Here is a 26,580-nt window from a genome sequence, read left to right on the forward strand (position 1 = left end):
GATGCGGTGAAAAGACCTCGCGTGATCGTGGGCTTTGGCGGGCCACAAAATGAAAACGCCACCGCGTGGCGGTGGCGTTGCGATCGGATCGGATTGCTTACTTGCCCGGGGACGATGGCGCCTCGATGTTGCCTTGCGCCGCAGGCTTTGCGCCGGAGGACTTCAATTCGGTATCGGCTTCCTTCTTGCCTGCCTTGTACTCCCGCTTCGCCGCTTTCTTCCTGGCCTTGTATTCCTTCCTGGCCTGCGTGCGCTCTTCACGCCGCTTGACGTAAGGATCCGTGGATCCGGTGGCGGACGGACTGGTGGTAGCCGACGACGTGCCTGCCGGGGCGGTGTCGGCCGGCATGGTCGAGGACTGCGCGGAGGCGAAGCCGGCCAGCGCCGTCAGTGCGGAGGCGAAAAGTATCTTGTGAAGTGTTGTCATATGTTCTCCTGAGCAAAGGTTGAGGGATCGGTCGGCATGCGATCGCTAACATGCCTGCACGCTGGAAATGCATGCATAAGCGCATGCATAAGCGCGTGCATTCCTGAATCATTCTGATCCGTTAGCGAAATGACAATTGGATCAAATGAAAAGTTCCTCAGGGGTGGGTGCCGGGATTTCCGGAACGCAGGTTTTCACCTTAATGCACGCCGATTTGCGAATTTACATACCGTGCGGCGATATCCAGGCTGAAGATCAAGGAGGCGCCGCGCGGCATGCTTATTGCACGCCGTAGCTGCCCACATGGCTTTCCAGATTTCGAGCAAGGAGTACATCATGGCAACCAGCACTTTGGATCCGGAAAACGTTCCCGAACCGGATCGCCGTGTCACGAGAGGACATGGCACCAGCGCGCTCGGACCGAGCGATACGTCCGACAGCGGCAGTGACGTGCAGGCCGGTGCGCGCTGGACCGACGAGCAAAGCATCGGCTTGGACAGAGGGACGAATGAAGATCCCGACAGCGCGAAGCTCGACCAGACCGCCGGCCCGGATATCGGCGACGCGGAACTCGACAGCGATACCGATTCGGTGGGCACCGGAGAACATGCGACCGCGGGCCGCGACTTGGATATCGAGGCCGGTGCGGATATTGATGTCGACCGGGTCGACTACATCAATTCCGGCGAGGAGCCGGATGTCGAGGGCCCCGAAGACCTCGATGCCATGCCGCCGCGCACGCGCCATCCGAATCGGCAGGCCTATCGGCGTTGAATTGATGATGGCATTAATGATGGCGTCAACCATGGTGCCGAAACGCGGCACCTTCGACATCCACGCGCGCGATGCATGCCGGACATACTGAAGCGGCACTGCCCTCCTCCCCCAGTCTGCTTGACTGCGTGATCATCGGCGCCGGCGCGGCGGGGCTAACGGCAGCCGTCTATCTCGCGCGCTTCCGACGCTGCATCGCCGTCATCGATGGCAACGCCAGCCGGCTGCTGGCAATTCCGGCCTCGCATAACTATCCCGGCTTTGCCGACGGCATTCATGGCGAGGAGCTGCTGTCGCGCCTGCGCAGGCACGCCGCGCACTACGGGGTGCGCAGTACGCCCGGAACGGTGGAAACGCTGGAGCGCCTCGACGACGGCAGCTTCATCGCGCGATGCGGCAAGCAGCAATGGCATGCGCGCACGGTCATCCTCGCGACCGGCGTCACGGATGTGGAGCCGGATTTTCCCGATGTAAAGCGCGCGGTCGCCGAGGGCTTCGTCCGCTATTGCCCGGTGTGCGATGGTTTCGAAGCGATCAGCAAGAAGGTGGCAGTGATCGGCCATGGGAAGGGTGGCCTCGCGGAAGCGCTGTTCGTGCGGCATTTCGCCGACGCGGTAAGCCTTCTCACGCTGGACGATCCGTTCGACCTGGATGAGAAAGAACAGCTGCGCCTCGGGCAGGCGCAGGTGCAGGCCGTGCACGTGCCGGTTGCGCGGCTGGCATTCGACAATGCCGGCGTGATGCAGGTCAACCTGGATGATGGGCGCCGCCTGAGTTTCGACGTGGTGTACGTGGCGCTCGGTACGCTGGTCAATTCCGGCCTGGCGCAGGTGCTCGGCGCACAATGCACCGCGCGCGGCGAACTGGTCGTCGACGCACACCAGGAAAGTTCGATGCCGGGGCTGTATGCCGCCGGCGATCTTGTGAAGGGCCTGAACCAGATCACGGTGGCTATGGGACACGCGGCGATTGCGGCGACGGCGATACACAATCGCCTTGGCCGGGAGTGATCGTTACAGGTCGCCTTCGGAAACGAGGAAATCGGTAACCAGCACTTCCTTCACCTTGTCGGTCCGCAGCGCGGCCCGGCTTGCGGCGAGCAGGGTTTTCTCCAGGCCAGGCAGGCCGCCCGGCGCGAGCGTGCGCTGCGGATCGGCGTCCATCAATCCCTTCGTCATCACTTGTTCGAGCGCCGGCTTGCTGGCCGCAGCCCATTCGGCGTCGGCAGCGCTGGTGCGCAAGGCGAAGGACGCGCGGATGGAATGCCCGTCGCGGCTGATCGCCACTTCGGGGATAGTCAGGTAGGCAATTTCGCTATTGAGGCGCTCGCGGTGCTGCAGGTAAAACCAGGCCGCGGTGAAACCGAGGGCAAGGATGACGAGGACGATGCCGATGAGCTGCATCAGCTGTTTGTCGCGTGCGGAACGTGTCGACGGCATGGAACGGTTTCAATGCGGCGCGGGGCGCAAGGTACAGGAATCGCCATTCTACATGGAGGGATTGGCCGAACCTGGCATCCGTCTCAAATGCCCAACAAAAAGTAAGTGCCTTGTAAGCTTGGGCAAACAGAATCAATCTGACCGGCAAAGCGCGCCGGCCGCAGCACACCTGTCCCCCGCTTCAAAGGCCTGCCATGTTACCGGAAGAGATAGTTGACCACATCGATGCACAGAACCGCGCGAGCCTGCACGCGCGCGATTACACGCAAGCATTCACGTATGAGGAAGTACTGAGCCTGATGAATGCGGCATCGATGCGCGGCTTCCGCTACGGCAGCGAAAGCGCGTTATCAATGTTGAAGAGCAAGCTGCTGGTGAAGTACCTGAACGAGTCGACGTCGAGCGAAGCCTAGTCTTTTCGTTCGTCTCTTTGCTGCACCAGGATCCACGGTTTCACCACGACCGTCCACAGGGCCGCATCGGCTTCCAGCCATGCACTGGCCTGCGCATCGCTGACCTTCCCGACCTGGTTCCCCACCATCCACTGCGCAATGGCTGCGGCGTCGTCATTGGCGATGCGCATCGCGACATCGACCAGGTCGAGTTCCGGACTGACGGCAATCACCGTGCCGCTGGCAAAAAAGCGCAGCAGTTCCTTCCATGGCATGCGCGAGGTTTCGCCGTTCAGTTTCGCGCGCAGCAGATCTTCCTGTTCCATATTCAATAGTGTGGCGGTTTTTCGTTGGCCGGTCCGCGCTCGCTGGCGGCCTCGCGGATTTCCCGGATGTGGCGGGCAAGCGCGATGCACAGCGCTTCCAGTTCATCGATCTTCTTCCGCTGTTCGTACACGGTCTTGTTGAGCGTGTCGATCATGTCTTCCTGGCGCGCGATGCGGATCTCGATGTCGACCAGGCGATCTTCGTTTGTCATGACTGTCTTATTGTGGGCTTATCGTGCGACCCATCCGCCGCACAGCGGGAACACCTGGCCGACGAAGCAGTTGGCGGCGTCGCTGCACAGGTAAGCGACGAACTGCGCGTCCTCCTCCTGCGTGACGAGGCGGCCAAGCGGCACTTCGCGCCGGAGCCTTTCCTGGAACGCGGGGTTGGCCTGCACTTCGGGCGGGAAATAGGTCGGGTTGTCGACGAAGTTCTGGGCGATGGCATTGATCTGCACGTTGTGCGGCGCGACCTCCACGCCGACCGCCTGCATGTACGACAGTTGCGCTCCGCGCGCCGCGCTGTAGGTGGACGTGCGCTTGATGCCGCGCAGTGCCGAGGCGCTGCCGATCAGCAGGATCTTGCCCGAGCGGCGCTGGACCATTTGCGGCAGGACGGCGCGGACCAGGCGCGGCAGCGGATCGACCATATGCGCAAAGACGCTGCGCCACTCGTCGTCGCCCACTTCGGCGGCGGGCGTGGTGGGCGCGGGGATCGCGAGGTTGGCGACCAGGACATCGACGCGGCCGGCCGCCTGCACGATGGACGCCGGCAGCGCGGGATCGAGCAAGGCGCGTTCGTCAGCGATCACTTCGGCGCCGCAGCGCGCGAGCACGTCGCACAGGGCCGGGCCCATGAACGTCGAGGATTGCGTGACGAGCACACGCTTGCCGCTCAGGTCGAGAGTTGCCATGGCTTTCCTTGTTGGTGAGTGATGGTCGCCGGCACGCCGGCGCAGGCCGCTATTGTACGCCGCGGAAGCAGATCCTCGCGGCGGCGCCGGATGCATCCTGCTCGCGCCGCATGCGCTGCATTTCATCGCAGTCTGCTGCGATTCGTCGCAAAGTTCTCGTTGCCGGAAGTAGCGTTTGTTATATTTGCAACGGTTTCTTTTTTGAAGAAAGAGCGGCGCCATGCACCCAGTCATCCTGAAGCAGGTCGGCAAGACTTATCACCTCGATGCCGTCGATGTGCCGGCATTGGCCGACATCAATCTCGACATCCGTCCAAATTGCTTTACCGTGCTGTCCGGCCCGTCCGGCAGCGGCAAGACCACCCTGCTCAACATCATCGGTTGCATCGACCGGCCGGATGCCGGGCAGGTGCACGTGGCGGGGCAGGATGTGCTCGCGATGTCGGATGACGCGCTGTCCGATTTCCGCGCCCGCCATCTCGGCTTCATCTTCCAGAACTTCAACCTGTTGCCGGTGCTGACCGCCTACGAGAATGTGGAGTATCCGCTGGTGCTGGCACGCGTACCGGCCGCGCAGCGGCGCGAGCGGGTGTGTGCGCTGCTGGATGCGGTGGGACTGGCGGACCGCGCCGACAACCGCCCCGGACAGCTTTCCGGCGGCCAGCGGCAGCGGGTGGCGATCGCCCGTGCGCTTGCGCCCGCGCCGCAACTGGTGCTGGCCGACGAGCCGACCGCCAACCTCGACAGCCACACCGGCGCCGCCATCATCGCGCTGATGCGCAAGATGCAGCGCGAACATCATGTTTCCTTCGTGTTCTCCTCGCACGACCCGCAGGTTCTGGCGGAGGCGGACGACGCCGTCTTCATCCGCGACGGCCGCATCACGGGCGTCGAACGCCGCACGGAGGTGGCAGCATGAATGTCTTCCTGCTCGCTCTGCGCAACCTGATGCGCAACCGCCGCCGTTCGCTGACCACGCTGCTGGCGATGATCGTGGGCCTGGTGGCGATCCTGCTGTTCGGCGGCTACAGCAGCAACGTCATCCTCGCCATGCAGACCGGTTATGTGCAGGCGCATGGCCACTTTCAGCTACAGCACAAGGATTACTTCCTGTATGGCAGCGGCAACCCGGCGGCCTACGGCATCGCCGACTATCAGCGCATCATCGATACCGTGAAGAAGGATCCGGTGCTGGCGCCGATGCTGACGATCGCCACGCCCAGGCTCCAGCTTTCCGGCATCGCCGGCAATTTTGCGGCAGGCGTGTCCAAGACAGTGCTCGCCGCCGGCGTCCAGGTTGACGACCAGAACAAGTTGCGCGCCTGGGACGACTATGGCGCGATGAGCTTCGCACGTCCGCTGGCGCTGACCGGTACCGCGCCGGATGCGGTGGTGATCGGCACCGGTGTGGCGCGCATTCTGCAGCTGTGCGGGCCGCTCAAGGTGGCGAACTGCCCGCAGCCCGCCCCCAAGGCGGAAACTGCCGCCCCAAGCGCACCGGATGACATTGCCGCGCTGTCGTCGCTCGAAAAACCGGCCGATGCGCAACAGGGTGGCACCTCCATCGAAATGCTGGCGGCCAACCTGCACGGCGCGCCGAACGTCGGCCGCCTGAACGTAGTGAAGGCGGAGAACCAGGGGCTGAAGGAAATCGACGACTATTTCATGATCATGCATCTGCCGCAGGCGCAGCGCCTGCTCTACGGCAGCGAGAAACCGCAGGTCACCGCCATCCAGCTGCAATTGCAGCACACGAGCCAGATGCCGGCCGCCAAGGCACGCCTCGATGAATTGCTGTCGACGACCTTAAAGGATGCCGACCTCGAACTGCAGGACTTCCAGACGCTCGCGCCGATCTACGGCCAGACCATCCAGTTCTTCAAATCGGTGTTCGGCTTCATTGCCACCCTGATCGGCGTGATCGTGCTCTTCACGGTCGGTAACACGATGAGCATGGCGGTGGTCGAGCGCACCGTCGAGATCGGCACCTTGCGCGCGGTCGGGCAGCGTCGCGGCGGCATCCGCACGATGTTCGTGTGCGAGGGCATGATGCTGGGCGTGATCGGTTCATTGCTCGGCGTGACGATCGCGCTCGGATTGTCCTGGCTCATCAACCACAGCGGCCTGACCTGGACGCCGCCGGGCTACGTCTATGCCTATCCGGTGCAGACGCGCGTGTGGGGCGAAACCGGCCTGATCCTGGGAAGCATGGCCGGCATGGTGGCCGTTGCCGTCATCTCGGCATGGTGGCCGGCAAACCGCGGCGCGAAAATGCTGATCGTCGATGCATTGCGTCACGTATAAAGGAGAGAACATGACGAACAAGAACACGCGCCGCCTCGTTATCGCCGCCTTGCTGGCGGGCGCACTGTGGCAGGCGCCGGCAATGGCCGCGCCGAACGCGCAGGACATCCTGGCCGCCAGCGATGCGGTGCGTAACCCCGGCTTTCCTTTCGGGTTGACCACGACCCTCATCGAATACCGCAGCGGCAAGCAGACCGACAGCAGCACGCTCGCCGTCTATTCGAAGGAGGACAAGGCCGGTGGCCAGTTCCGCAGCCTGATCCGCTTCGTCGCTCCGGCACGCGACGCCAACAAGCTCATGCTCAAGAACGGCAACGATCTGTGGTTCTATGACCCGTCGAACAAGGCGAGCATCCGTATCTCGCCGCAGCAGCGCCTGCTGGGCCAGGCAGCGAATGGCGACATCGTCACGGTGAACCTGGCGAAGGATTACAAGGCCAGTCTCGCCGGTGAGGAAGACACGCAGGACGGCGAGCGCCGGACGCGCCATTGCTGGAAGCTGGCGCTGGCCGCCGTGAGCCCCGACGTGACTTATCATCACATCGAGATGTGGATCGACACCACGAACAACCGTCCGGTGAAGGCTCGGTTCTACACCGAGAGCGGGCGCCTGCTGAAGACCGCGTATTACCGCAAGTACCAGGACCAGCTCGGCCAGCAGCGCCCGACAGAGACGGTGATCATCGACGGCCTCGATCCGAACTGGGTAACGGTGATGCGCTTCGCCGACTATGCGAAGCGCGAAGTGCCGGAAGCCTGGCTGCAACGCGATTACCTGCCCCGCTTCAAGCCCGAGCTCAAGTCCGAATGATGCGCCGCTTTGCCCTTCTCCTGGCGTTCGCTGCGGCGCCTGCCTTCGCGGACGACTCCGATGCCGCCGCCCTGCAGCTCGCCGACCAGGTGCAGGCCGAGCCGGTGCAGGCATCCGACTGGTCGGCCTTTGTCGAAATCGCCGGCGGCCGTTCGACGCTGCGTAATGGCACACAAGGTGGCGGGCATGCCGACAACCAGCGCCTCTCGCTCGACGTCGCGCTTGACACGCGACTGGCACGCGCATGGCGGCTGGTCTTTGCCGACCGCCTCGACATGAACTGGCACAACGAGCCGGTCCGCCAGGACGGCATCAACACGCTGAAGGAAGCCTATCTAGGCTGGCAGGCGCGCGACGACCTTCTGTTCGACCTCGGCCGCATCAATGTGCGCAACGGCGTCGCGACCGGCTACAACCCGACCGACTACTTCCGCGCGGGCGCGGTGCGTTCGGTGGTGTCGGCCGACCCCGGCAGCCTGAAGAGGAACCGGCAGGGAAGCGTGATGCTGCGCGCGCAGACCCTGTGGGACAGTGGTTCGCTGAGCGCCGCCTATTCGCCGAAACTTTCCGATCATGGGAGCGATGCCGCGCTGAACCCGAACGTGGGCGCGACCAACAACCGGGACCGCTGGCTGTTCACGTTCAGTCAGAAGTTGTCGAAAAACGTCAGCCCGCAATGGCTACTGTATAAGGAAGAGCGGCAACCCGTGCAGGCCGGATTCAACCTGGCGCTGCTGGCCAACGACGCGACCGTGGTTTTTATGGAATGGTCGGGCGGACGCAGCCGGTCATTGTTCTCGCAGGCGACGGCGGGCGCGGACGACACCGCGTTCCGTAACCGGGCGAGTACCGGCCTGACCTACACCACGCCCGGCAAGCTGTCGCTGACGCTGGAATACGAGTACAACGGCGCCGGCCTGCGGGACAGCCAGTGGAATGTGTTGCCGCGCACGTCCTTGCCTGCCTACGGACTCTATCGTGCAGCGCTGCAGAACGCGCAGGACATGCCGACCCGCAATGCCGTCTTCTTCTATGCGTCCTGGCAGGATGCCATGATCAACCACCTCGACCTGAGCGGCATGGAGCGCTACAACGTCGCCGACGGCAGCCGCCTGTCATGGCTGGAAGCGCGTTACCACTGGGACCGCTGGGACGCCGCGCTGCAATGGCAGATGAACAGCGGCGGGGTGACGACCGAGTTCGGCGCATCGCCCCAGCGGCGCACGGTGCAGGCCTTGCTGCGCTATTTCTTCTGAGCAGGAGCGACCGGTGCGGCGCGGCGGCGCCGTCTGCATTATGATGAACCTTCCCGCCTCACCAGGCGCCTGCCGCAACTTCAGGAATTGCAATGAGATCAACCAAAGCCAGCGCTGCGATCGCGCGCCTGAACGCGCGCGACAGCGCCTACCGCTATTCAATGGGAATCAATGCCGCCGGCCTGTTTTACCTGCTGCGCGCCGAAACCGGCGGCAAGCCGGAACGGATCAGCCAGGACCTCGCGCTGGATGAATTCGTGGAACTCGTCAACAAGACCGGGCCGCAGAAGCAAGCGAAAATCAGCAAGCTCGACAAGGCCTTCGAAAAGCAGCTGGCCGGCCGGAAGCGCGACAGCGAATAAGTTCAGGCCGACTGCAGCAGGTTGCGCACCGCGCGCGAACTCGACACGACGCCCTTGAGCATCAACCTTTCGTGGTTCGACTCCAGCTCGGTCTTGCGGTACAGGTAATTCACCATCATCCCGGCCGACTGCCTGAATCCTTTGTCCGAGCAATCGGCCAGCCAGTTGACGCGCTCGATGCGCGCACCGTTGACCAGATGGAAGCGCGCTACCGGGTCCTGCGGCAGGTCCTGGGATTTCTCCTTCATCAGATAGTGAGCGCATGCTTCCAGCAGCAGCGGCTGCAATGCGGGCGCGATCGACGTGTGTGCCTGCCACTTGCCGGCCGCGACAAAGTCGGCGACGCCTGCATGGCCAACGAGCGCTTGCGGATCATGCTGCACGCAGGCCTGCCGGATGCGGTCAAGATAAGCCTCCTGGCGCTTCAGCCAGGGTATGAACCCGGGGATCGGCGACAGCGTCGAGAAGGTCCGCAGGTCGGGGAAGTCGCGCGACAGGTCGTCGACCACGCGCTTGATGAGGAAATTGCCGAAGTTCAGTCCGCGCAATCCCGGCTGCGTGTTCGAGATCGAATAGAAGATCGCCGTGTCGGCGCGCGCCGGTTCGAGCGGCGGCAGCGATTCGTCGAGCAGCACCTGGATGTTGTCGGAAAGACGGTTGGTGAGCGCGACTTCGACGAAGATCAGCGGCTCGTCCGGCATGCGCGGATGGAACAGGCCGTAGCAGCGGCGGTCGGAATCGAGGCGCTTGCGCAGGTCGGACCAGGAGCGGATCTGGTGCACGGCTTCGTACTTGATCAGTTTTTCCAGCAGCGCGGCCGGCGAATTCCAGCTGATGCGCTGCAGCTGCAGGAAGTCGACGTCGAACCAGGTGCCGAGCAGCGCAAACAGTTCGCTCTCAACCACGCCGAGCTCCGGTGCGCTTTTCACGAAACGCAGCAGGTCGTCGCGCATCTCGACCAGGAACTTGACGCCATGCGGAATCGCACTGAACTGCGTGAGGATGCGCTGCCGCTGTGAACGCAGCGCGTCACGCAAGGCCATTTCCGCGCCGGGCCGGTGCTGCGCCTCGGCGGCATTCTTCCACGCCGTCATGGCCGCCTCGACCGCCTCCGGCTTCGGCCCGAATTCCAGTGCAAGCAGCCGCAGATAGTCGCGCCGCCCCTGCTCGTCCAGGCCGGTATAGATCTGCCCGATCTCCACGGCGCGCTGGCGCGCCGAGACAACGCCCCCGCGCTCGGTGGCACAGGCAGCGAAGCGCTGGCGCAGGTTCTTCAGTTCGCTGGACGACAGTCGATGATGGTCGCCATTGCTCTTGCCGAACAGGCGTCCGAAGAAGCTGCGCGCGCCTGAAAGGAGCGTCGATTCATTGTCTTTGGCATCCGCGGTGGCAGCGGTATCGGTCAACATGCGAGTCCTCTCCGGCAATGCAGGTGATACCAGAAATTGTATGACGGTCGGAAGCAAAGCAAGCAATTGCTTGCACAATGCTTGATACGCAACAGAACGAAGATCTGCTTCTCAAAGGCGTTTGTCCACGGAAAACACGGAAAACACGAAAGATATTGTTAATTTTTTTCCGTGTTTTTCGTGTTTTCCGTGGACAGAAAGTTTTTCGCTATGGATAAGCACTGGCGCCCGTGTCAGTCTTAGCCTGACACTCTACGGTAGCGCGTCTGCTCGTCCCGGCTCCTGTCCCAGTCGTGCGCGGTACTCGCCGGGTGACATGCCGAACCAGCGCTTGCAGGCGCGGAAGAAGGTGCTCTGGTCGGCGAAGCCGAGCAGGTAGGCGATCTGGGAGAGCGTGACGTTGTGCTGGCCGAGGCGGTCGCGCGCGAGTTCGTGGCGGATGTCGTCGACGAGCTGGTTGAAGGAGGTGCCTTCTTCCTGCAGGCGGCGCTGCAAGGTGCGTTCGCTCATGTGCAGGTGTTTCGCGATGTCGGCACGCAGCGGGTCGCCGTCGGGCAGGTGGCGGATGATGAGCTCGCGCGCCTTGAAGCTGATGCGCGCGCTCTCCAGCCGGTTCAGGTGCTCGCCTGCATAGCGGTCATGCAGCTCGGCGAGCATCGGGTTGGAGGTCGGCAGCGGCTGCGTCATGTCTTCGTGCGAGAACAGCAGGCGGTGCTGCGGTGCATTGAAGCGCAGCGGACAATGGAAGGCCTGCTCGTAAGGCTGCATGTTCTCCGGCTCGGGATTGGCGAAATCAACTGCCAGGGGACGCAGGTCACGGCCGCTCAGCCAGCGGCAGAAATTGAGCATCGTGGCCAGCACGAACTCGACGCGCTGGCGCGGCACAGGCCGTCCGCCGCCGTACAGCGTGACATGGATGCTGTAGCCGCCGGCGTTGTTGTGGAGGGTGATATCGGCGGCGTCGCTGACGATGCGCAGATAGCGCACCAACCGCTCCAGCGCGGCGCGCAGGTTGGGACAGGACATCATCACGTAGGCGACAGCATCGAAGCTGGCCGGCGTGGCGGCAGGAGGAATGTTCAGGCCGACGGCGGAGTTGCCGGAGCGCTGCGCGGCCAGCTCCCACAGCACGCTGATCTTTTCCGGCTCGAAGCGTGCTTCGGGATGCTGCAGCGCGTCGATTTCGAGGCCCGCTTCCGCAAACAGGGCGCGCGCATCCAGATGTTCCGCCTGAATGATCTCCGCAATTCCCTTGACCCATGCAGCCGAAATCGTGCGTCCTGTCATGGGTGCTCTTCTCCTCGCTGCACAAGGAGCCGGGCTGTGATTGGTGCCATGTCTCTCTGTTGATTGAACGTTGCCAGTCCACTGGCGGAAGGCGGCTCTTGTTGGCGGCCGCTCTGTTTGCACAAATATAGCGCATTGCCGCAGCGGACGCATCGGCCCGCAAAAAAACAAAGCCCGCCTTGGCGGCGGGCTGTTTGCGAGGGTGCCGCTGCGCTTACAGCTTGTAAAAACCGCAAGACACAATGATGTCGCCGGCCTTTTCGGAATACGCGGACTTGATCTGCATTTTCTTCGTCACCGGATGCGTCCACTTGTAGTCCACCCAGCCGGAACCGCTGGCCTTGACCTTGTCGACGATTTCCTTCACGAACAGTTTGCCGTCCGGATCCTTGAAGGTCTTGCCGTCGATGCCGACCAGACGCGGATTGGCGCCGTGCGCGACGCACATCGCGTCCTCGGAATAGATGCTCAGGTAAAGGTCGCGATCGATGAAGCGGCCACGGCCGAGCTTCTTGATTTCATCGATCAGCGCATTCTTGCCATTGGCTTTCAGGAAGCCGAGAGCGGAACGCACCATCGCAGCGGCTTCGTCGGCGTTGCCGAATTCGCGCGCGCCGAGATTGAAACCGGCGACCGCGCTGGTCAGGTTCACCGCCTGTTCATGCAGGTGCGCGGTGGCGCGTGCGGCATCTTCCACCAGGGCTGCGTTCTGCTGGGTGGTGGAATCGATCTGGACGATGGCGCGGTTAATCTCTTCGATGCCGGTGCTCTGTTCGCGGCTGGCATTGCTGATCTCGTTCATGATCGCCGTCACCTGCTCGACCGAATCGATGATTTCCTGCATGGTCGCGCCCGCCTCGTCCACCAGGCGGCCGCCGGTCTCGACGCTGTCCACCGAGTCGCCGATCAGCTGCTTGATCTCCTTCGCGGCAGCGGCGGAACGCTGCGCCAGCGTGCGCACTTCGGCAGCGACCACCGCGAAGCCGCGCCCCTGTTCGCCGGCACGCGCAGCTTCCACTGCGGCATTGAGCGCGAGGATATTGGTCTGGAAGGCGATGCCATCGATCACGCCGATGATGTCCACCACCTTGCGCGAGCTGTCGCGGATGCGGCCCATGGTCTGCACCACGTCGCGCACGACCTGTCCGCCCTTGGCAGCGGTCTGCGATGCCGAGCCGGCCAGCCTGTTCGCTTCATGCGCGTTGGCGGCGTTCTGCTGCACTGTCGAGGTCAGCTCTTCCATGGAGGAAGCTGTTTCCTGCAGCGAGCTCGCCTGCGATTCGGTGCGCGAGGACAGCGCGGTATTGTCGCTGGTGAGCATGGAGGACATGGTCGCCACCGCCGTGGTGCCGGTGCGCACGCCGGCAACGACAGTGAACATGCGCGCACTGATGTCATGCAGCGCGCGCAGCAGCTCGCCGAATTCTCCCGATGCGTCGGTCGCGATCGGCGCGGACAAGTCGCCGTCCGCCAGGTGCCGCGCCGTGGCCGCTGTTTCGCGCAGGCTGCGCGCAAGGCTGCGCATGCTCCACCATGCGCATGCCGCGCCGGCGAGCAGTCCTGCGATGGCAATGCCGATAGCGATGTCGCGATTGCCGCCGCTTGCTTCTGTGGCGAGGATTGCCGCCAGTGCGAGCAGCATGATGGCGAATGCGATGATGAGTTGTGTGCGAAATGTTGGATGAGTTGGATGATGGGTGTGCATAGGGCCTTCTGTTCGATAAAGTCTGACTCAGAACGTGCGCACTTGTTGTTGTGGTTATGGTGCCTCCTCCGACTGTCACGACAGCGAAACCGCCGGGATCAGAAGGACGCATTGCGTCGACAGGCAAACTCTTTCGATGAAATGCGCCCTATTACTTTACGGCAATTTCAAGAACCCTGCAGATGGGAAGTCGACGGATAGCATGCGCGCAACATCGCGCCGATTCTTGTAACCAACAGTCAGTACAACAAGCGAGCATCCCGACCGACGACGGCGATATCAAGGTAATTGGAACCGGTGCGCTTGCTGCCGGAAAAATCGATCGGATAGCCGCCCAGCCTGAAATCACGCATTGCAGCCAGCGCCTGCATCACCTTGTCGCCGCTCGGGTTCGGACCGGCCGCCTTGATCGCTTCCACCACCAGCCGGATGTTCAGGTAGCCTTCCAGCGTCACCGGATTGGACGGAATGTCCTTGCCGTAGAAGCTGCGCAGGAGTGACTGGTAATCCTTCATCAGCGGCAGCACGGTGGAATTCGGATTCGGCACCACCTGCGAAATGCCGATGCCGCGCGCCTTCGCTTCGCCGGCAATTTCCGCCAGCTTCTGCGAGGTCACGAAGGACAGCGTGTACAGCTGCGCGTAACCGGTTGGCGCATCCCATGCCTTGACGAACTGGTAGGTCGAATCCGGCACGCCCATCATGAACACCGCTTGCGGATGGGCCGCCACGATCGCTTTCGCCTGTGCGGCGAAATCGCGCGTGCCCGGATGGTAGCCGGCCTTGAGGATGACTTCGAGATTGAATTTCTTCTCGCCTTCCGCGACGCTCTGCAGGATGCCTTGCCCGAAGGCGTCTTCCTGGTACAGCACGGCGATGCGCCGCAGCCCGAGCGTGGACGCGAGGCGCGCGATCTTCAGCACTTCCTCGCCATAGGTCGGACGGGTATGGAAGATCTCCGCCGAGCCCGGCCCGCGCAACGCGGCGGAACCGCTGAAGACGCCCACCAGCGGCACCTTGTGGTGCGCCAGCACGCCCGACTTGATGACGGCGATAATGGGCGCGGTGCCGGCGCTGTTGACCAGTGCCACCACCTTGTCGTTGACGATCACATCCTCGACCAGCGCCGCCGTCTTGCCTGGATCGTATTGATCGTCGCGCGCCACCAGCACCAGTTTCCTGCCATGCACGCCGCCGCTCGCATTGACCTGCTCGACATAGGCACGCGAGACCTTGAGGATGTCCTGCGCGGTTTCGGCGATCGGTCCGCTCAGGCCGTTGACGAAACCGATGCGCACATCCTCGGCACGCGCCGAATGCGGGAAGACGGACAGGAAGAAAGCAGTGGTGAGGGCAAACATGGTCTTGATGGTGTGCATGATTTCCTCCTGTGAGACGTCGCATGCGTGGCGTACGTGGCATGCATTGCTGTGGCTACTTCTTCACGAGCGGACAGGCGCTCTTCGAGAGCGGCTGGTAGGCCTGGTCGCCAGGGATCACGGCCTTCACGTGGTAGTAATCCCAGGCCCCCTTCGATTCCGACGGCTTCTTCACCTGCACGAGGTACATGTCGTGCACCATGCGACCGTCTTCGCGGATCTTGCCGTTCTTCGCAAAGAAGTCATTGATCGGCATTTCCTTCATCTTCTTCATCACCGCGCCGGCCTCGTCGGTGCCGGCAGCTTGCACCGCTTTCAGGTAATGCATGGTCGATGAATACACACCGGCATGGATCATGTTCGGCATCTTCTTCATCTTCGCCGCGAAGCGCTTCGACCAGGCGCGGGTTTCGTCATTCAGGTCCCAGTAGAAGGCTTCGGTGCCGTACAGGCCTTGCGCCACATTCAGGCCGAGGCTGTGGATGTCGTTGATGGTGAGCAGCAGCGAGGCAAGGTGCTGTTTGCCGGATTTGCCGATGCCGAATTCATTGGCTGCCTTGATCGCGTTGACCGCGTCGCCGCCGGCATTGGCCAGGCCGATGATCTTCGCGCCGGAAGTCTGCGCCTGCAATAGGAAGGAAGAAAAGTCGGAGGCGCTCAGCGGATGCTTGGCGCTGCCGAGCACCTTGCCGCCGTTGGCCTTGATGACGTCGCTCGCATCCTTCTCGAGCGAATGGCCGAAGGCGTAATCGGCAGTGATGAAGTACCACGAATCGCCGCCCTGCTTCACCACGGCGTTGGCCGTTCCGTTGGCCAGCGCATAGGTATCCCATGCATAGTTGATGCTGTTCGGCGTACAGGCCTCGTTGGTCAGGCGGGTCGAGCCGGCACCGTTGACGATGGCGATGCGGTTCTTCTGCTTCGCGATCTCGACCACGGCGAGCGCAGTGCTCGAGGTGACGAGGTCGTTGATCATGTCGACCTTCTGCGCGTCGAACCATTCGCGCGCCTTGCCGGCGGCGACGTCGGACTTGTTCTGGTGGTCGGAGGCAATCACCTCGATCGGCTTGCCGAGCACCTTGCCGCCGAAGTCCTCGACCGCCATTTTCGCAGCGACGACAGAGCCTTCGCCGCTCAGGTCGGAATACAGGCCGGACATGTCAGTGAGGATGCCGATCTTGACGACATCGTCGGAAATCTTCTGCTGTGCGTGCGACAGGCCGGCGAGCGACAGGAGGGCGGCGCACACGGCGGCGCGCATCATGCGATGTTTCATTGGTTTTGTCTCCAAGGTGATTGAAAAGGTGCGTTGTATGATCCCTTCCCCCTGCAAGGGGGAAGGAGCCATTCAGCGGTGGCGTGTGACGCAGGTGTTTTACTGCGTGCTGATCTGCGCCTGCGTCAAACTGGCATCGAAGGTCAGCTTCTTCGGCCACGGCTCCCAGTTCACGCCGAGCGTGGAAGTGTTGGGATCACCGTTGCGGGCGAAGGCGGCCACGACGCTCATCATCGCGTTCGACAGCGCCAGCCGTCCCGGACGGTTGGCCGTGCTGACGATGGAACTGGAGAACAGCGACGGGCCGAAGTTGCCGAACACGAAGGGCAGGTCATAGGCGTGCGCCGCGCCGTACACGTCGTTCCACGGCGCGGGGTTCTGCTTCCACGCGAACTGGTAATACCAGACGTTGGACTGCTGCGTGCGCAGCGCATTGAGCACGCTGTCGCGGTTGCTGGTGAACAGCAGGTTGCCGACCAGCGCAGTGCGCGCGTTGTAGCCGGTCGTCGGCGTGTCCACCGGCAAGTAGTACGGATCGATGATGCTGGCGTCGGTGAGCGTGGTGGGCGCGTCGCCGTTGAAGTTGAACATCATGTTGAAGCGCGTGGCATCGCTGACGATGAAGCCCGGCTTGCCGCCCAGCGCCGGCGAGAGCGCAAGGAAGGAGGCGAACAGCTTGCCTTCCTCGGTCGTGTTTCCGGCGAGGATAGGCACCTTGCGGTAGTTGCCGGCATTGATCGCGGCGATCGGATCGGTCGACACCACGGCGCCGTCCGGGATCGGATTGGAGCCGGTGAGGCCCTTCGCCAGCAGCGTGCCGAGGAGGGTGGAAGCGCTCTTGCCGCGCAGGTAGGCGGCGATCTGCGCATTGCTCTGCGTGGCGGCGTACTGCTGCGCCGATGCAGTGTCAGTGGCGAGGCCGTCCGCGATCAGCAGGTTGTAAAGCAATGACGTCGCCTGTGCCTGGTAAGTCGAGGCCGGGTTCATGATCGCAATCGATCCGGGCGGCAGTTCGGAGGCGAAGGAGATGCCGCCGCTCAGCGGAATCGCCTTGTGGAACAGGCCGGCAGTCAGCGGCGAAGTCAGCAGCGCATAGACGTTGATCGCGCCCGCGGACTGGCCCATGATGGTGACGTTGCCCTTGTTGCCGCCGAAGTTGCCGATGTTGTTCTGGATGAACTTGAGCACCTGGATCTGGTCGAGGATGGCGTAGTTGCCGGAATCATCTAGCGCATTCGCACCGGTCTTCAGTTGCGGCATGTTGAAGAAGCCGAACGGGCCGACACGGTAGTTCGCGGTGACGACCACGGCATTGGCGGTTTTCGCCAGGTTGGCGCCGTTGTAGACCGGGTCGGCGGAATAGCCGGAGATGTTGCTGCCGCCGTAGATGAAGAAGATCACCGGCAGGTTGGCGTCGCCGGTGGCGGGGCGCCAGATGTTGAGCGTCAGGCAGTCCTCGCTGCCGACCGGCGTGTTGAGCGTGGTGCCGATGGTGGCGTCATAGGTGTTGTTGGCGCCGGGGCCGTAGAGACGGCCGTTCTGGATACAGGCATTGCCGAACTTCTTCGCCTGCAGCGGCGCGCCCCAGGCAGTCGGCTCGACCGGCGCCTTCCAGCGCAGGTCGCCGACCGGCGGTTTGGCGTAGGGCACGCCCTGCCAGTAATAGGTACCGCTGCTTGCGCTGTCATCCACGCCGACGATTTCGCCGTACGTGGTGCTGCGCACTTCGGGGCCGCTGCTGCCGCCGCCGCATCCGGCGAGAATGCTTCCGGCCGCAAGCAGCGTGGCCAGCAATGCTGTCGTTCCTGTTTTCATGTTCTCCTCCCTGTTGTTGTTGACATCTGCTTGAAGCTGCCGCGTCACGCCGTGGGCAGCTTGTAGTCGCGATACTGTTCCCGTATCCGGTTCTTCAGAATCTTTCCCGTCGCACCGATCGGCAGTTCATCCACGAACACGACATCGTCCGGCGTCCACCATTTCGCGATCCTGCCGTCATAGAAGGCCAGCAGTTCATCCTTGCTGACCGCCGTGCCGGGCTTCTTCACGACGACCAGCAAGGGCCGCTCGTCCCATTTCGGATGCGACACGCCGATGCACGCAGCCTGCTGCACTGCCGGATGCGCAGCAGCGATGTTTTCAAGGTCGATGGAGCCGATCCATTCGCCACCGGACTTGATGACGTCCTTGGTGCGGTCGGCGATCTGCAGATAGCCGTCGGGATCGATGGTGGCGACGTCGCCGGTGGGGAACCAGCCGTCTTGCAGCACCGTGCCGCCTTCGCCGCGGTAATAGCCATTGATGACCCACGAACCTTTGGCCAGCAGGCTGCCACGCGCCTTGCCGTCCCATGGCAGTTCCTTGCCGTCGTCGTCGACGATCTTGATATCGACGCCGTACACGACATGACCCTGCTTCTGCAGGATTGCCTTCTTCCGCTCTTCGGGCAGATTGAGATGGCGCGATTGCAGCGTGCCGACCGTGCCGAGCGGCGACATCTCGGTCATGCCCCAGGCGTGCACGACTTCCACGTCATGCTCGAAGCGGAAGGCATCCATCATCGCCGGCGGACAGGCCGAACCGCCGACCACCACGCGCTTGAGTGAGGAGAAGTACAGCTTGTTCTTGCCGACATGCGCGAGCAGTCCGTTCCACACCGTCGGCACCCCGGCGGAAAAAGTGACCTGCTCCTGTTCGAACAAGTCGTGCAGCGACTTGCCGTCCAGGGCAGGTCCGGGGAAAACCAGCTTGGCGCCTGCCAATGCCGCCGAATACGGCAAGCCCCACGCGTTCACGTGGAACATCGGCACCACGGGCAGGATCACCTCGCGGCTGGAGACACAGAGGGCATCGGGCATGGCCGATGCATAGGAGTGGAGGATGGTGGAACGATGCGAGTACAGCACGCCCTTCGGATTGCCGGTGGTGCCCGAGGTGTAGCACAGGCAGGCAGCGGCATTCTCGTCAAATGTCGGCCATTCGAAGTTGGGCGAACTCCATGCAACCAGGTCTTCGTAGCAAAGCAGATCGGGGATGCTGCTCTTTGCCGGCATGCGGTCGCGATCGCACATCAGTACGAATCCCCTTACCGACTTGCACGCTGGCGCCACCGCCTCGACCAGCGGCAGGAAGGTCAGGTCGAAGAACACGTACTGGTCCTGCGCATGGTTCAGAATGTAGGCGACCTGGTCGGCATGCAGGCGCGGGTTAACGGTGTGCAGCACCGCGCCCGAGCCGGAGATCGCGTAATACAGCTCCAGGTGCCGGTAGCCGTTCCAGGCCAGTGTCGCGACGCGGTCGCCGATCTTCACGCCCAGCTCGCGCAGGGTGCGCGCCATCTGCCGCGCGCGCCGATGGCAGTCGCGCCAGGTGTAGCGATGGATGTCGCCCTCGACACGTCGCGACACGATTTCGGTGTCGCCGAAATAGCGATCGGCGTGCCTGATGAGCGAGGAAATGAGCATGGGCTCGGTCATCATCTGGCCCATCAACGGGCTCTCGAGGGTTTCCTGGTGCTGTGACAGAGGTGGCATCGACTGCTCCTGGTCTGGTTGCGTATGAATGGCGTACCCGTTTTTTTGAAGACAACAGCGGCCTGCTCCTGCCCTGCGGCGGGAGTACATCGATCACGGTTGACGATCGGCGCGAATGGCCTGATGAAAGGAATTAGGTGCAGCGGAATGGCATGGCATGTCTCCTTGCCGCGCTCTTTTTTTGCGAACGCATGGCGGATTGGTTGTTGTGGAGACTGTAGGATGTTTGCCGACGCGCGTCAGTGACTCTTGCGGCCAACTTAATGGCTTTTCGGGACAACGGGTTCTTGCCGCAACGCGGCGTCGGCGCGTCCTACTTCGTGCGCGACGGGCTTTTCTCGATGACTTCCTCGAAGTGCGCGAACATCGACGGATCGAACTTGATGCCGACTTCCGCGCGCATGGCGGCAAGGATTTCTTCGTGCGTGCGCGGCCGGTGGTAAGCGCGCACCGTCGCCATGGCGTCGTAACTGTCCGCCATCGACAGGATGCGCGCCAAAAGCGGAATGCCGTCGCCGGAGAGCGCATCCGGATAGCCGCTGCCATCGAAGTGTTCGTGATGATGCCGGATGATATTTGCCACAGCAGGCGCATCCGGCAGCGACGTGGCGCGCAGGATGCGCTCGCCGCGCTCGGAGTGGGTCTTCATGATTTCCCATTCGTCAGCATCGAGCTTGCCTGGCTTGCGCAGCACGCTGTCGGGAATGCCGATCTTGCCGACGTCGTGAAACGACGCGCTCACACCGAGGAGTACAAGCTCGCGGTCGGCCAGCTTGCAGGCGATGCCGACTTCGGTCGCGAGATTGATCACGCGCTCGCAATGGAAGCGTGTGTAGGGGTCGCGCTCATGCAACGCGACAGATAGCGCTTTCGTATAGCGATGCAAGGCGCTGAACTTCAACAATTCCTGCATGGCGGCTCCTCGGGATCACTCTCCGCGTTTCATGTTTTTCGCCGCAGGCATCGCATGGCGATGTTGCGGGTTTTCTGTTGAAACGCATGGAGAAGATTGTACTCGTCTTGGAACAATGCAGTGCATGCCTGATGTCGCGATACGGTGCTGCATCATCCTGTTGATGCCTTGCGAATGCCCTGAGAACGCCATTGCCTGGCTTGCATTGGAGCGCATCGACCTTCAGTGGAGTGGCGCAAAGTCCCTGTTGTCGAGTATCCTTCCTCCGCAACAGTCCCGGAGCCGGCATGCATACTTCACACACCGCCAAACAACGCCTCCTCGCCCAGGCCCGCCTCGATTACCAACCGGCGCTCGTCGCCATTGACCAAGAGGCGATCACACGCCTGCCGGCACGTGGCGATCGATTCAGCCACCTGACTGTCGGGCTGGTGGGAAAGCCCGCGGGACAGACACCGGAAGGCGCGGCAGCGTACGGCATCGCCCTGAACAGCATGAACTTCATGTTCTGGACGCCGACTCCGGATGGGATGGCGCGTTATCACTGGCGCGGCGAGGGCGGCGCGCAAGGATTGCAGGCGGCGCTTGATCATCTCTGGGGCGACAATGCGACGCCGCGCGAGTTGCGCGCATGCCTCGGATCGGGCGAGGAGCAGGCTGTCGTCGATGCGCTCGGCGATATCTCCATGCCGCGCCGCCGTGCGCAGTTCCTGCGCGAGATCCTGTTCGGCGACCAGCTGGAGCAGGCGGCATCCGAACTCGTCGACGCCGCCAAGTCCGGCCGCCTGACTTCCGATGATGCACAGCGGCTGGCGCAACGCTTTCCGATGTCCTATGGCCAGGATCCCTACCTGGTGCGCGCGCAACTTGCAGTGATGTGGTTTGCGGGCTACCTGTTCGAGCAAGGCGTGGATGTCGATTGCGACATCACCGTCGCAGCCAGCTATCAGATGCCGCGCGTGATGCGTTCCATCAAGGTGCTGCGCTTCGCGCCGGAACTGGCGGCGAAGATCGACAGCCATGCCCTGATCCTGCGCCAGAGCGATGAGGAGCGTGCGATCCGCTCAGCGACAGTGCTCGGGGCGCAAGCGATGGCGCAGCACCTGGGCGTGTCGGAACATGCGATGGTGAACGTGCTATGGCAGAACCGGCACGCGTGCGGCGCGATTCCGTATCACCTGACGATCACGACCGATTATTGAGCCGATGCGTGTTGCACACGCTAGTTGAATTCGCGGTTGTCGTTTGTGTAAGAGGGGCAGCCGTCCTGTCCCCACTTCCCGCCGCAGACGCGCCACTTGCACTGCTCGCGCCGGAAGAAGCTACTTTGCTGTTCGCACTGCGCATATTCATCCTGGGCTCCACTTGTCTTGATGGGCAGCGCTGCGCTGTTCTGCGCAAGCAGCGTGCTGGAGCGCTCTTCATGCGGCTTGTTCGACGCCTTGGCGAGCGTCGAGGCGGCTTTCTTCCTTGGGCTGGCGGCTACCGCATGCATGGCACGCTCTGAGCGCGCGTGAGCGGTTTTCGTTTCAGTCGGCCTGTGTGCGCTTGCAGCCGTGCGGGCCTTCTCATGTGCCGGGCGCACCTTGGTCACGTTCTTCGTCGCAGCCGTTTCTGATGTGCCGCCCGCGGCCGGCGATGCGGGAACGACAACTGCCGCATCTGCATCGGCGCGCGCCACCTGCGTCGCGACACGGTTGCTCTTGAACAGGCCCACCACGGCGATCAGTGCGACGGTCAGGCAAGCGCTGATCAGAATCGCCTGGACGATGGCCGGGAACTTGCGCGCTGATTCATGCGCGGCCTGCGCTGTGTGGGGTTCGATCTGCAGTGCCGGAAGCCGCTGCGGAATGATCATCGGCAGGGCCGGCTCCTGATCCACCGGCTTCGGCTGTGCATCGCCGGAACCGGCCAGCAGCGCAGGAGATGGATAGCTCGCGCTTCCCGATTCCTCGTTGTGCACCGGCGTATCCGGCGACGGCATTGCGGACTGGATTGATGACGTGCCGTGTGAACATCCGGACTGCCTGTTCCGATGACGTCGACCTGATTTTCTTGTTCCCGTGGACTGGGCCATGATGTCTCCCCCGCAGCTTTGCCTGTCTGTGACAAGGCTATGAGGGGGGAATCTACGATTTAGTTCCGCACAGCAATATCTTGTAGCGCTCCGCGCTGCAGGAATGTAACTTTCCCTCTCATTCGTTGACCGAACGGCATCCCCCCGCTATCTTCGCGCCTGTTCCACTGAGCGACCACCTGACCGCGAGCCGCCGTCACGCTCACCTTATCTCTTGCATCAACGACATGAAATACCTTTTGTCCGCCTTCATTGCCGTATCCAGCCTCGGATTGTCCGGCTGTGTCGTCGTCCCGGAATACCCCGCTGCGCAGGTCATCATTTCGGGCGGCGGAGGTGGCGGCGGCGGTTACCATTGCCCGCCGGGACAGGCCAGGAAAGGCCGCTGCTAAGGATCAGCCGTCAGGCCACCGGCGTCTTCGACAGCAAGGCCTTCAGGTTCGCCAGCCGGGCCTGGGGCGTCAGTACTTCGTCTTCCTTCGGCACCGCATCTCCCTCGTCGAGCTTCATCTCCTTGATGAAGCGTGACGGATCGCAGTTCACGCTTTCGCGCGCCCGCTTGCGCTTCTTGCACCAGGTGACGTGCAGGCTGCGCTGCGCGCGGGTGATGCCGACATACATCAATCGACGCTCTTCCTCGATGCGCGCGCCCAGTGTCTCGATCGGCGCATCGGGATCGCCCTTGTGCGGCAGGATGCCCTCTTCCACGCCGACCAGGAACACGTGCGGAAATTCCAGCCCCTTCGAGGCGTGCAGCGTAGACATGCGCACCGCATCCGGCTCTTCGTCCTTCCCTTCCAGCATGGTCATCAGCGCGACCATTTGCGTGAGTTCGAGCAGGCTCTTTTCTTCGCCACTGCCATCCTTGCCGCCGGTGCCCTTCTCTTTCAGCCACGTGGTGAAGTCGAGCACGTTCTGCCACTTCGACTGCGCCTGGCGCTCGTCGAAGGTCTCGTACAGGTAGGACTCGTAATGGATCTCCTTCATCATCTCGTCGAGCAGTTCGGCGGCATTCTCGCCGCGCTTGGAAGCGCGTGCTTCGAGGCCGTTGATGAAGTGACAGAATTCACGCAAGGGGTTGAGCTGACGGTCAGCGAGTTTCGCTTCAATGCCGCCCTTGAACACCGCTTCGAACAGCGAGCATTGCCATTGGCCGGCGAAGGCGCCGAGCGCTTCGAGCGTTGATTGTCCGACGCCGCGCTTGGGCGTGGTGACGGCGCGGATGAAGGCGGGATCGTCGTCTTCATTCGCCACCAGCCGCAAGTAGGAAACGATGTCCTTGATCTCGGCGCGATCGAAAAAGCTCTGCCCGCCCGAGATGGTGTACGGGATGCGCTCCTTGCGCAGCGCCTGTTCGATCACGCGCGCCTGGTGGTTGCCGCGATAGAGAATCGCGTAATCGGAAAACTTCGCGCGCCGTTCAAACTTGTGCGCGGAGATCATGATCGCGACCTGCTCCGCCTCCTGTTCGTCGTCCTGCATCGCCATCACCTTCACCGGATCGCCGAGGCCGTGCTCCGACCAGAGCTGCTTTTCGAACAGCTTCGGATTGTTGCCGATGACCGCATTCGCCGCCTGCAGGATGCGCGTGGAGGAACGGTAGTTCTGCTCCAGCTTGATCACTTTCAGGTCGGGGAAATCGACCTGCAGCTGCTTGAGGTTTTCGATGGTCGCGCCGCGCCATGCGTAGATTGCCTGGTCGTCGTCGCCCACAGCAGTGAACATCGGTTTCTTGCCGAGGCCGGTGACCAGCAGCTTGACCAGTTCGTACTGGCAGGTGTTGGTGTCCTGGTATTCGTCGACCAGCAGGTAGCGCAGCTTGCGCTGCCAACGGTCGCGTACCTCTTCGTTGCTGCGGAACAGTTCGACCGGCAGGCGGATCAGGTCGTCGAAGTCGACCGCCTGGTAGGAGGACAGCGTGGCGACGTAATTGCGATAGATGCGCGCAGCCTGCGCCTCGTCTTCGGTGACGGCATGCTTCAGTGCGGTGTCGGGATCGACCAGGCCGTTCTTCCAGAGCGACATGGCGGTCTGGATGCGACGGATCAACTGCTTGTCGGTGGTGCAGGCAAGGTCCTGCACCAGTGAAAAACAGTCGTCGCTGTCCATGATGGAGAAGCGATCCTTGAGGCCGAGTTCCTTCGCTTCGCGGCGCAAGATCTGCACGCCCAGCGAGTGGAAAGTGCAGACGGTGAGATGCTTCGCTTCCTTCGGTTCCTTGAGCAGTTTGGCAATGCGCTCCTGCATTTCCAGCGCGGCCTTGTTGGTGAAGGTAACGGCGGCGATGTTCTTCGCTTCATAGCCGCATTGCTCGATCAGGCTGGCGATCTTCTGCGTGATCACGCGCGTCTTGCCGGAGCCCGCGCCCGCCAGCACCAGGCATGGCCCGTCCATGTAGTTGACGGCCTCGCGTTGCGGACGATTCATTCCATGGGCGACATTGTGCGGGGCGTGTGACATGCGGCAAACCGGTAATGCGAAAGCGGATCATTTTATCAGCGCGGCCTGTTTTTCATCCGACAGTTGCCAGTTCGCTACGGGAATAAATCGCTTGCTTTTTCCGCTTCGGCGGAATCAGGCCTTGCTCGAGGATGCGCTGTGGAGGCGGCTGCGGTATTGCGTCGGAGTGAGATCGAACCAGCGCTTGCAGGCGCGGCTGAAAGTGCTCTGGTCAGTGAAGCCGAGCAGGCATGCGGCCTGCGCAAGCGCGAGCTGTGGCTGGCGCAGGTAGCGCTGCGCCAGCTCGCGTCGCGTATCGTCCACGACCTGGTGGAACGTGGTGCCTTCTTCCTGCAGGCGCCGCTGCAATGTGCGCTCGCTCATGCAGAGCGCGCCGGCGATGTCGGCGCGCGCCGGATCGCCCTTGGGCAGGCGCTTGATGATCAGCTCGCGCGCGCGCACGCTGGTCGGGACGGTTCCCATGCGGGCGAGCTGTTCGCGCGCGTAGCGGTCATGCAGTTCGGCCAGCACCGGATTGGCGGCCTGCGGCGCGAGCGCAAGGTCGCTGCGGGAAAACAGCAGCCGGTCCGTCGTGCATCCGAAGAGGACCGTGCATTCGAAGAGAGCGGCATACCTGTGCAGCGCAGCGGGCGCGGCATGGGCAAACTCGACGGCGAGCGGATGGACCGGATGCCCGCTGGTCCAGCGCAGGAAGGTGAGCAGCGTGGTGAGGACGAATTCGATGCGCTGCGGCGGCACCGGGCGCTTGCCGCCGGAGAGTTCGATCTTCAGCCACCAGCCGCGCTCCTCTTCCTGCAGCGACACCGTCACATCATCGCTGACGATGCGCTGGTAGCGCACGAGGAACTGCAGCCCTTCGAGCAGATTGCGGCAGCTCATCATCGCGTAGGCAACGACATCGAATCCGGCCGGCTGCATGACCGGCGCAACGGCCAGCCCGATCTGCGGATCGCCGGAGCGGGCGACCGCGAGCTCCCACAGCCGGCTGATGTTTTCGGTGGCGAAGCGCGCATCGGGATCATCGAGCCCATGCAGATCAAGCTGCGCTTCATCGAACAGGGCATGCACGTCCAGGCCAGCGCTCTTCAGGCGCCCGACGATCCCCCGGACCCAGGATGCGGAAGTCGTACGTCCACTCATTGCTTGCGATCCCCTCTCTCGTTTGACGCGCGGCGCCTTGAACGCTCTTGGGGCTTGTTTATACCTTGGATCGGAACCGGCGGCAATCAGATGACAATCCGGCAAGGGCTGCTGCTGCGGAGGAGGTGGCGGGTGGCCGGGATGGCGGCGTGATGATTCGTGTCCACGGAAAACACGGAAGGCACGGAAAACAATCGAGTCTTCCGGAGTGCCGCTCAGTTAAGGCAGCATCTGGAAGGATTTTTTCCCCGTGAAGGCGGGTGGCCGCCCCGCGGGATCCATGGCGAAGCGGTATTGGAAACTCTGCATGGATCCCCGCTTTCGCGGGAACGACCAAAGGGAAAATCAACCTTAACTGAACGGCACTACGGAAAACAACGGGATCTTCCGTGCTTTCCG

The 26,580-nt window shown here is 62.7% G+C and carries 26 protein-coding genes; 10 read left to right on the plus strand and 16 right to left on the minus strand.

Going from position 1 to position 26,580, the window contains the following annotated elements; genetic code table 11:
• Positions 1-97: 97 nt before the first annotated feature.
• The gene (locus tag VJ698_RS13345; RefSeq protein ID WP_324103260.1) at positions 98-427 is read right to left on the minus strand and encodes a hypothetical protein; all 330 of its coding nucleotides are present in this window, start codon (positions 425-427) and stop codon (positions 98-100) included.
• A 336-nt stretch (positions 428-763) separates the two neighbouring features.
• Here VJ698_RS13345 and VJ698_RS13350 point away from each other — a divergent pair, with 336 nt between their 5' ends.
• Together VJ698_RS13350 and VJ698_RS13355 are read left to right on the plus strand one after the other, a co-directional pair.
• Complete coding sequence (locus VJ698_RS13350; protein WP_324103261.1) at positions 764-1,201, plus strand: hypothetical protein; 438 nt, start codon at positions 764-766, stop codon at positions 1,199-1,201.
• A 71-nt stretch (positions 1,202-1,272) separates the two neighbouring features.
• Complete coding sequence (locus VJ698_RS13355; protein ID WP_324103262.1) at positions 1,273-2,211, plus strand: NAD(P)/FAD-dependent oxidoreductase; 939 nt, start codon at positions 1,273-1,275, stop codon at positions 2,209-2,211.
• Between the two features lie 3 nt (positions 2,212-2,214).
• Here the strand turns inward: VJ698_RS13355 and VJ698_RS13360 are convergent, their stop codons facing one another.
• Entirely contained in the window at positions 2,215-2,640 is a 426-nt protein-coding gene (locus VJ698_RS13360; RefSeq protein ID WP_324103263.1) for a hypothetical protein, read from the minus strand.
• A 194-nt stretch (positions 2,641-2,834) separates the two neighbouring features.
• On the opposite strand from VJ698_RS13360, the gene VJ698_RS13365 reads away from it, so the two are divergent.
• Positions 2,835-3,053: a hypothetical protein gene (locus VJ698_RS13365; protein WP_324103264.1), complete on the plus strand. Its 219-nt coding sequence runs from the start codon at positions 2,835-2,837 to the stop codon at positions 3,051-3,053.
• Here VJ698_RS13365 and VJ698_RS13370 read toward each other — a convergent pair.
• The 3 genes from VJ698_RS13370 to VJ698_RS13380 are packed head-to-tail and all read right to left on the minus strand — an operon-like array spanning position 3,050 to position 4,272.
• Complete coding sequence (locus tag VJ698_RS13370; protein ID WP_324103309.1) at positions 3,050-3,358, minus strand: DUF2288 domain-containing protein; 309 nt, start codon at positions 3,356-3,358, stop codon at positions 3,050-3,052. The genes VJ698_RS13365 and VJ698_RS13370 overlap by 4 nt on opposite strands.
• Positions 3,359-3,360: 2 nt before the next feature.
• On the minus strand, positions 3,361-3,570 hold the full coding sequence (locus VJ698_RS13375) for a SlyX family protein (RefSeq protein WP_324103265.1): 210 nt from the start codon (positions 3,568-3,570) through the stop codon (positions 3,361-3,363).
• Positions 3,571-3,588: 18 nt separating this feature from the next.
• Positions 3,589-4,272: an SDR family oxidoreductase gene (locus VJ698_RS13380; RefSeq protein ID WP_324103266.1), complete on the minus strand. Its 684-nt coding sequence runs from the start codon at positions 4,270-4,272 to the stop codon at positions 3,589-3,591.
• 220 nt (positions 4,273-4,492) lie between these two features.
• Between VJ698_RS13380 and VJ698_RS13385 the strand changes: the two genes are divergently transcribed.
• From VJ698_RS13385 to VJ698_RS13405, 5 genes are all read left to right on the plus strand, one after another.
• Positions 4,493-5,191 (plus strand): ABC transporter ATP-binding protein, encoded by a 699-nt coding sequence (locus tag VJ698_RS13385; RefSeq protein ID WP_324103267.1) that lies wholly within the window; start codon positions 4,493-4,495, stop codon positions 5,189-5,191.
• The gene (locus VJ698_RS13390) at positions 5,188-6,576 is read left to right on the plus strand and encodes an ABC transporter permease (protein WP_324103268.1); all 1,389 of its coding nucleotides are present in this window, start codon (positions 5,188-5,190) and stop codon (positions 6,574-6,576) included. Before VJ698_RS13385 ends, VJ698_RS13390 begins: the two co-directional genes overlap by 4 nt.
• A gap of 82 nt (positions 6,577-6,658) precedes the next feature.
• Positions 6,659-7,387 (plus strand): outer membrane lipoprotein-sorting protein, encoded by a 729-nt coding sequence (locus VJ698_RS13395; protein ID WP_324103310.1) that lies wholly within the window; start codon positions 6,659-6,661, stop codon positions 7,385-7,387.
• Positions 7,384-8,643 carry a hypothetical protein gene (locus VJ698_RS13400; protein ID WP_324103269.1) on the plus strand — a complete coding sequence of 420 codons (1,260 nt, stop codon included), beginning with the start codon at positions 7,384-7,386 and terminating at the stop codon, positions 8,641-8,643. The genes VJ698_RS13395 and VJ698_RS13400 overlap by 4 nt, the downstream gene beginning before the upstream one ends.
• Before the next feature lie 92 nt (positions 8,644-8,735).
• On the plus strand, positions 8,736-9,005 hold the full coding sequence (locus VJ698_RS13405; RefSeq protein WP_324103270.1) for a hypothetical protein: 270 nt from the start codon (positions 8,736-8,738) through the stop codon (positions 9,003-9,005).
• Positions 9,006-9,007: 2 nt separating this feature from the next.
• Here the strand turns inward: VJ698_RS13405 and VJ698_RS13410 are convergent, their stop codons facing one another.
• The 8 genes from VJ698_RS13410 to VJ698_RS13445 all read right to left on the minus strand — a co-directional run bounded on the left by VJ698_RS13410 (position 9,008) and on the right by VJ698_RS13445 (position 20,504).
• On the minus strand, positions 9,008-10,414 hold the full coding sequence (locus VJ698_RS13410) for a malonyl-CoA decarboxylase (RefSeq protein WP_324103271.1): 1,407 nt from the start codon (positions 10,412-10,414) through the stop codon (positions 9,008-9,010).
• Between the two features lie 252 nt (positions 10,415-10,666).
• Positions 10,667-11,701: an AraC family transcriptional regulator gene (locus tag VJ698_RS13415; RefSeq protein ID WP_324103272.1), complete on the minus strand. Its 1,035-nt coding sequence runs from the start codon at positions 11,699-11,701 to the stop codon at positions 10,667-10,669.
• Between the two features lie 214 nt (positions 11,702-11,915).
• The gene (locus VJ698_RS13420; RefSeq protein WP_324103273.1) at positions 11,916-13,406 is read right to left on the minus strand and encodes a methyl-accepting chemotaxis protein; all 1,491 of its coding nucleotides are present in this window, start codon (positions 13,404-13,406) and stop codon (positions 11,916-11,918) included.
• A gap of 239 nt (positions 13,407-13,645) precedes the next feature.
• Positions 13,646-14,785 carry an ABC transporter substrate-binding protein gene (locus VJ698_RS13425; protein ID WP_324103274.1) on the minus strand — a complete coding sequence of 380 codons (1,140 nt, stop codon included), beginning with the start codon at positions 14,783-14,785 and terminating at the stop codon, positions 13,646-13,648.
• 55 nt (positions 14,786-14,840) lie between these two features.
• On the minus strand, positions 14,841-16,061 hold the full coding sequence (locus VJ698_RS13430) for an ABC transporter substrate-binding protein (RefSeq protein ID WP_324103275.1): 1,221 nt from the start codon (positions 16,059-16,061) through the stop codon (positions 14,841-14,843).
• A 99-nt stretch (positions 16,062-16,160) separates the two neighbouring features.
• Positions 16,161-17,876, minus strand: a complete 1,716-nt coding sequence (locus tag VJ698_RS13435) for a carboxylesterase/lipase family protein (RefSeq protein ID WP_324103276.1) — start codon at positions 17,874-17,876, stop codon at positions 16,161-16,163.
• 44 nt (positions 17,877-17,920) lie between these two features.
• Positions 17,921-19,591: a 3-(methylthio)propionyl-CoA ligase gene (locus VJ698_RS13440; protein WP_324103277.1), complete on the minus strand. Its 1,671-nt coding sequence runs from the start codon at positions 19,589-19,591 to the stop codon at positions 17,921-17,923.
• 313 nt (positions 19,592-19,904) lie between these two features.
• Complete coding sequence (locus VJ698_RS13445) at positions 19,905-20,504, minus strand: HD-GYP domain-containing protein (RefSeq protein ID WP_324103278.1); 600 nt, start codon at positions 20,502-20,504, stop codon at positions 19,905-19,907.
• A gap of 287 nt (positions 20,505-20,791) precedes the next feature.
• Here VJ698_RS13445 and VJ698_RS13450 point away from each other — a divergent pair, with 287 nt between their 5' ends.
• Positions 20,792-21,706: a queuosine salvage family protein gene (locus tag VJ698_RS13450; RefSeq protein WP_324103279.1), complete on the plus strand. Its 915-nt coding sequence runs from the start codon at positions 20,792-20,794 to the stop codon at positions 21,704-21,706.
• 20 nt (positions 21,707-21,726) lie between these two features.
• Here VJ698_RS13450 and VJ698_RS13455 read toward each other — a convergent pair whose 3' ends face one another.
• A complete protein-coding gene (locus VJ698_RS13455) occupies positions 21,727-22,488 on the minus strand; it encodes a hypothetical protein (RefSeq protein WP_324103280.1) in 762 nt (253 codons plus the stop codon).
• Positions 22,489-22,808: 320 nt separating this feature from the next.
• On the opposite strand from VJ698_RS13455, the gene VJ698_RS13460 reads away from it, so the two are divergent.
• Positions 22,809-22,973, plus strand: coding sequence for a hypothetical protein (locus VJ698_RS13460; protein WP_324103281.1), 165 nt, complete (start codon positions 22,809-22,811; stop codon positions 22,971-22,973).
• Between the two features lie 10 nt (positions 22,974-22,983).
• Here VJ698_RS13460 and VJ698_RS13465 read toward each other — a convergent pair whose 3' ends face one another.
• Both VJ698_RS13465 and VJ698_RS13470 read right to left on the minus strand, forming a co-directional pair.
• Complete coding sequence (locus VJ698_RS13465) at positions 22,984-25,041, minus strand: UvrD-helicase domain-containing protein (RefSeq protein ID WP_324103282.1); 2,058 nt, start codon at positions 25,039-25,041, stop codon at positions 22,984-22,986.
• A gap of 114 nt (positions 25,042-25,155) precedes the next feature.
• Complete coding sequence (locus tag VJ698_RS13470) at positions 25,156-26,181, minus strand: AraC family transcriptional regulator (RefSeq protein WP_324103283.1); 1,026 nt, start codon at positions 26,179-26,181, stop codon at positions 25,156-25,158.
• Between the last annotated feature and the right edge of the window lie 399 nt (positions 26,182-26,580).

The sequence above is a fragment of the Noviherbaspirillum sp. genome (genome assembly GCF_035254685.1).
Taxonomy (GTDB): domain Bacteria; phylum Pseudomonadota; class Gammaproteobacteria; order Burkholderiales; family Burkholderiaceae_D; genus Noviherbaspirillum.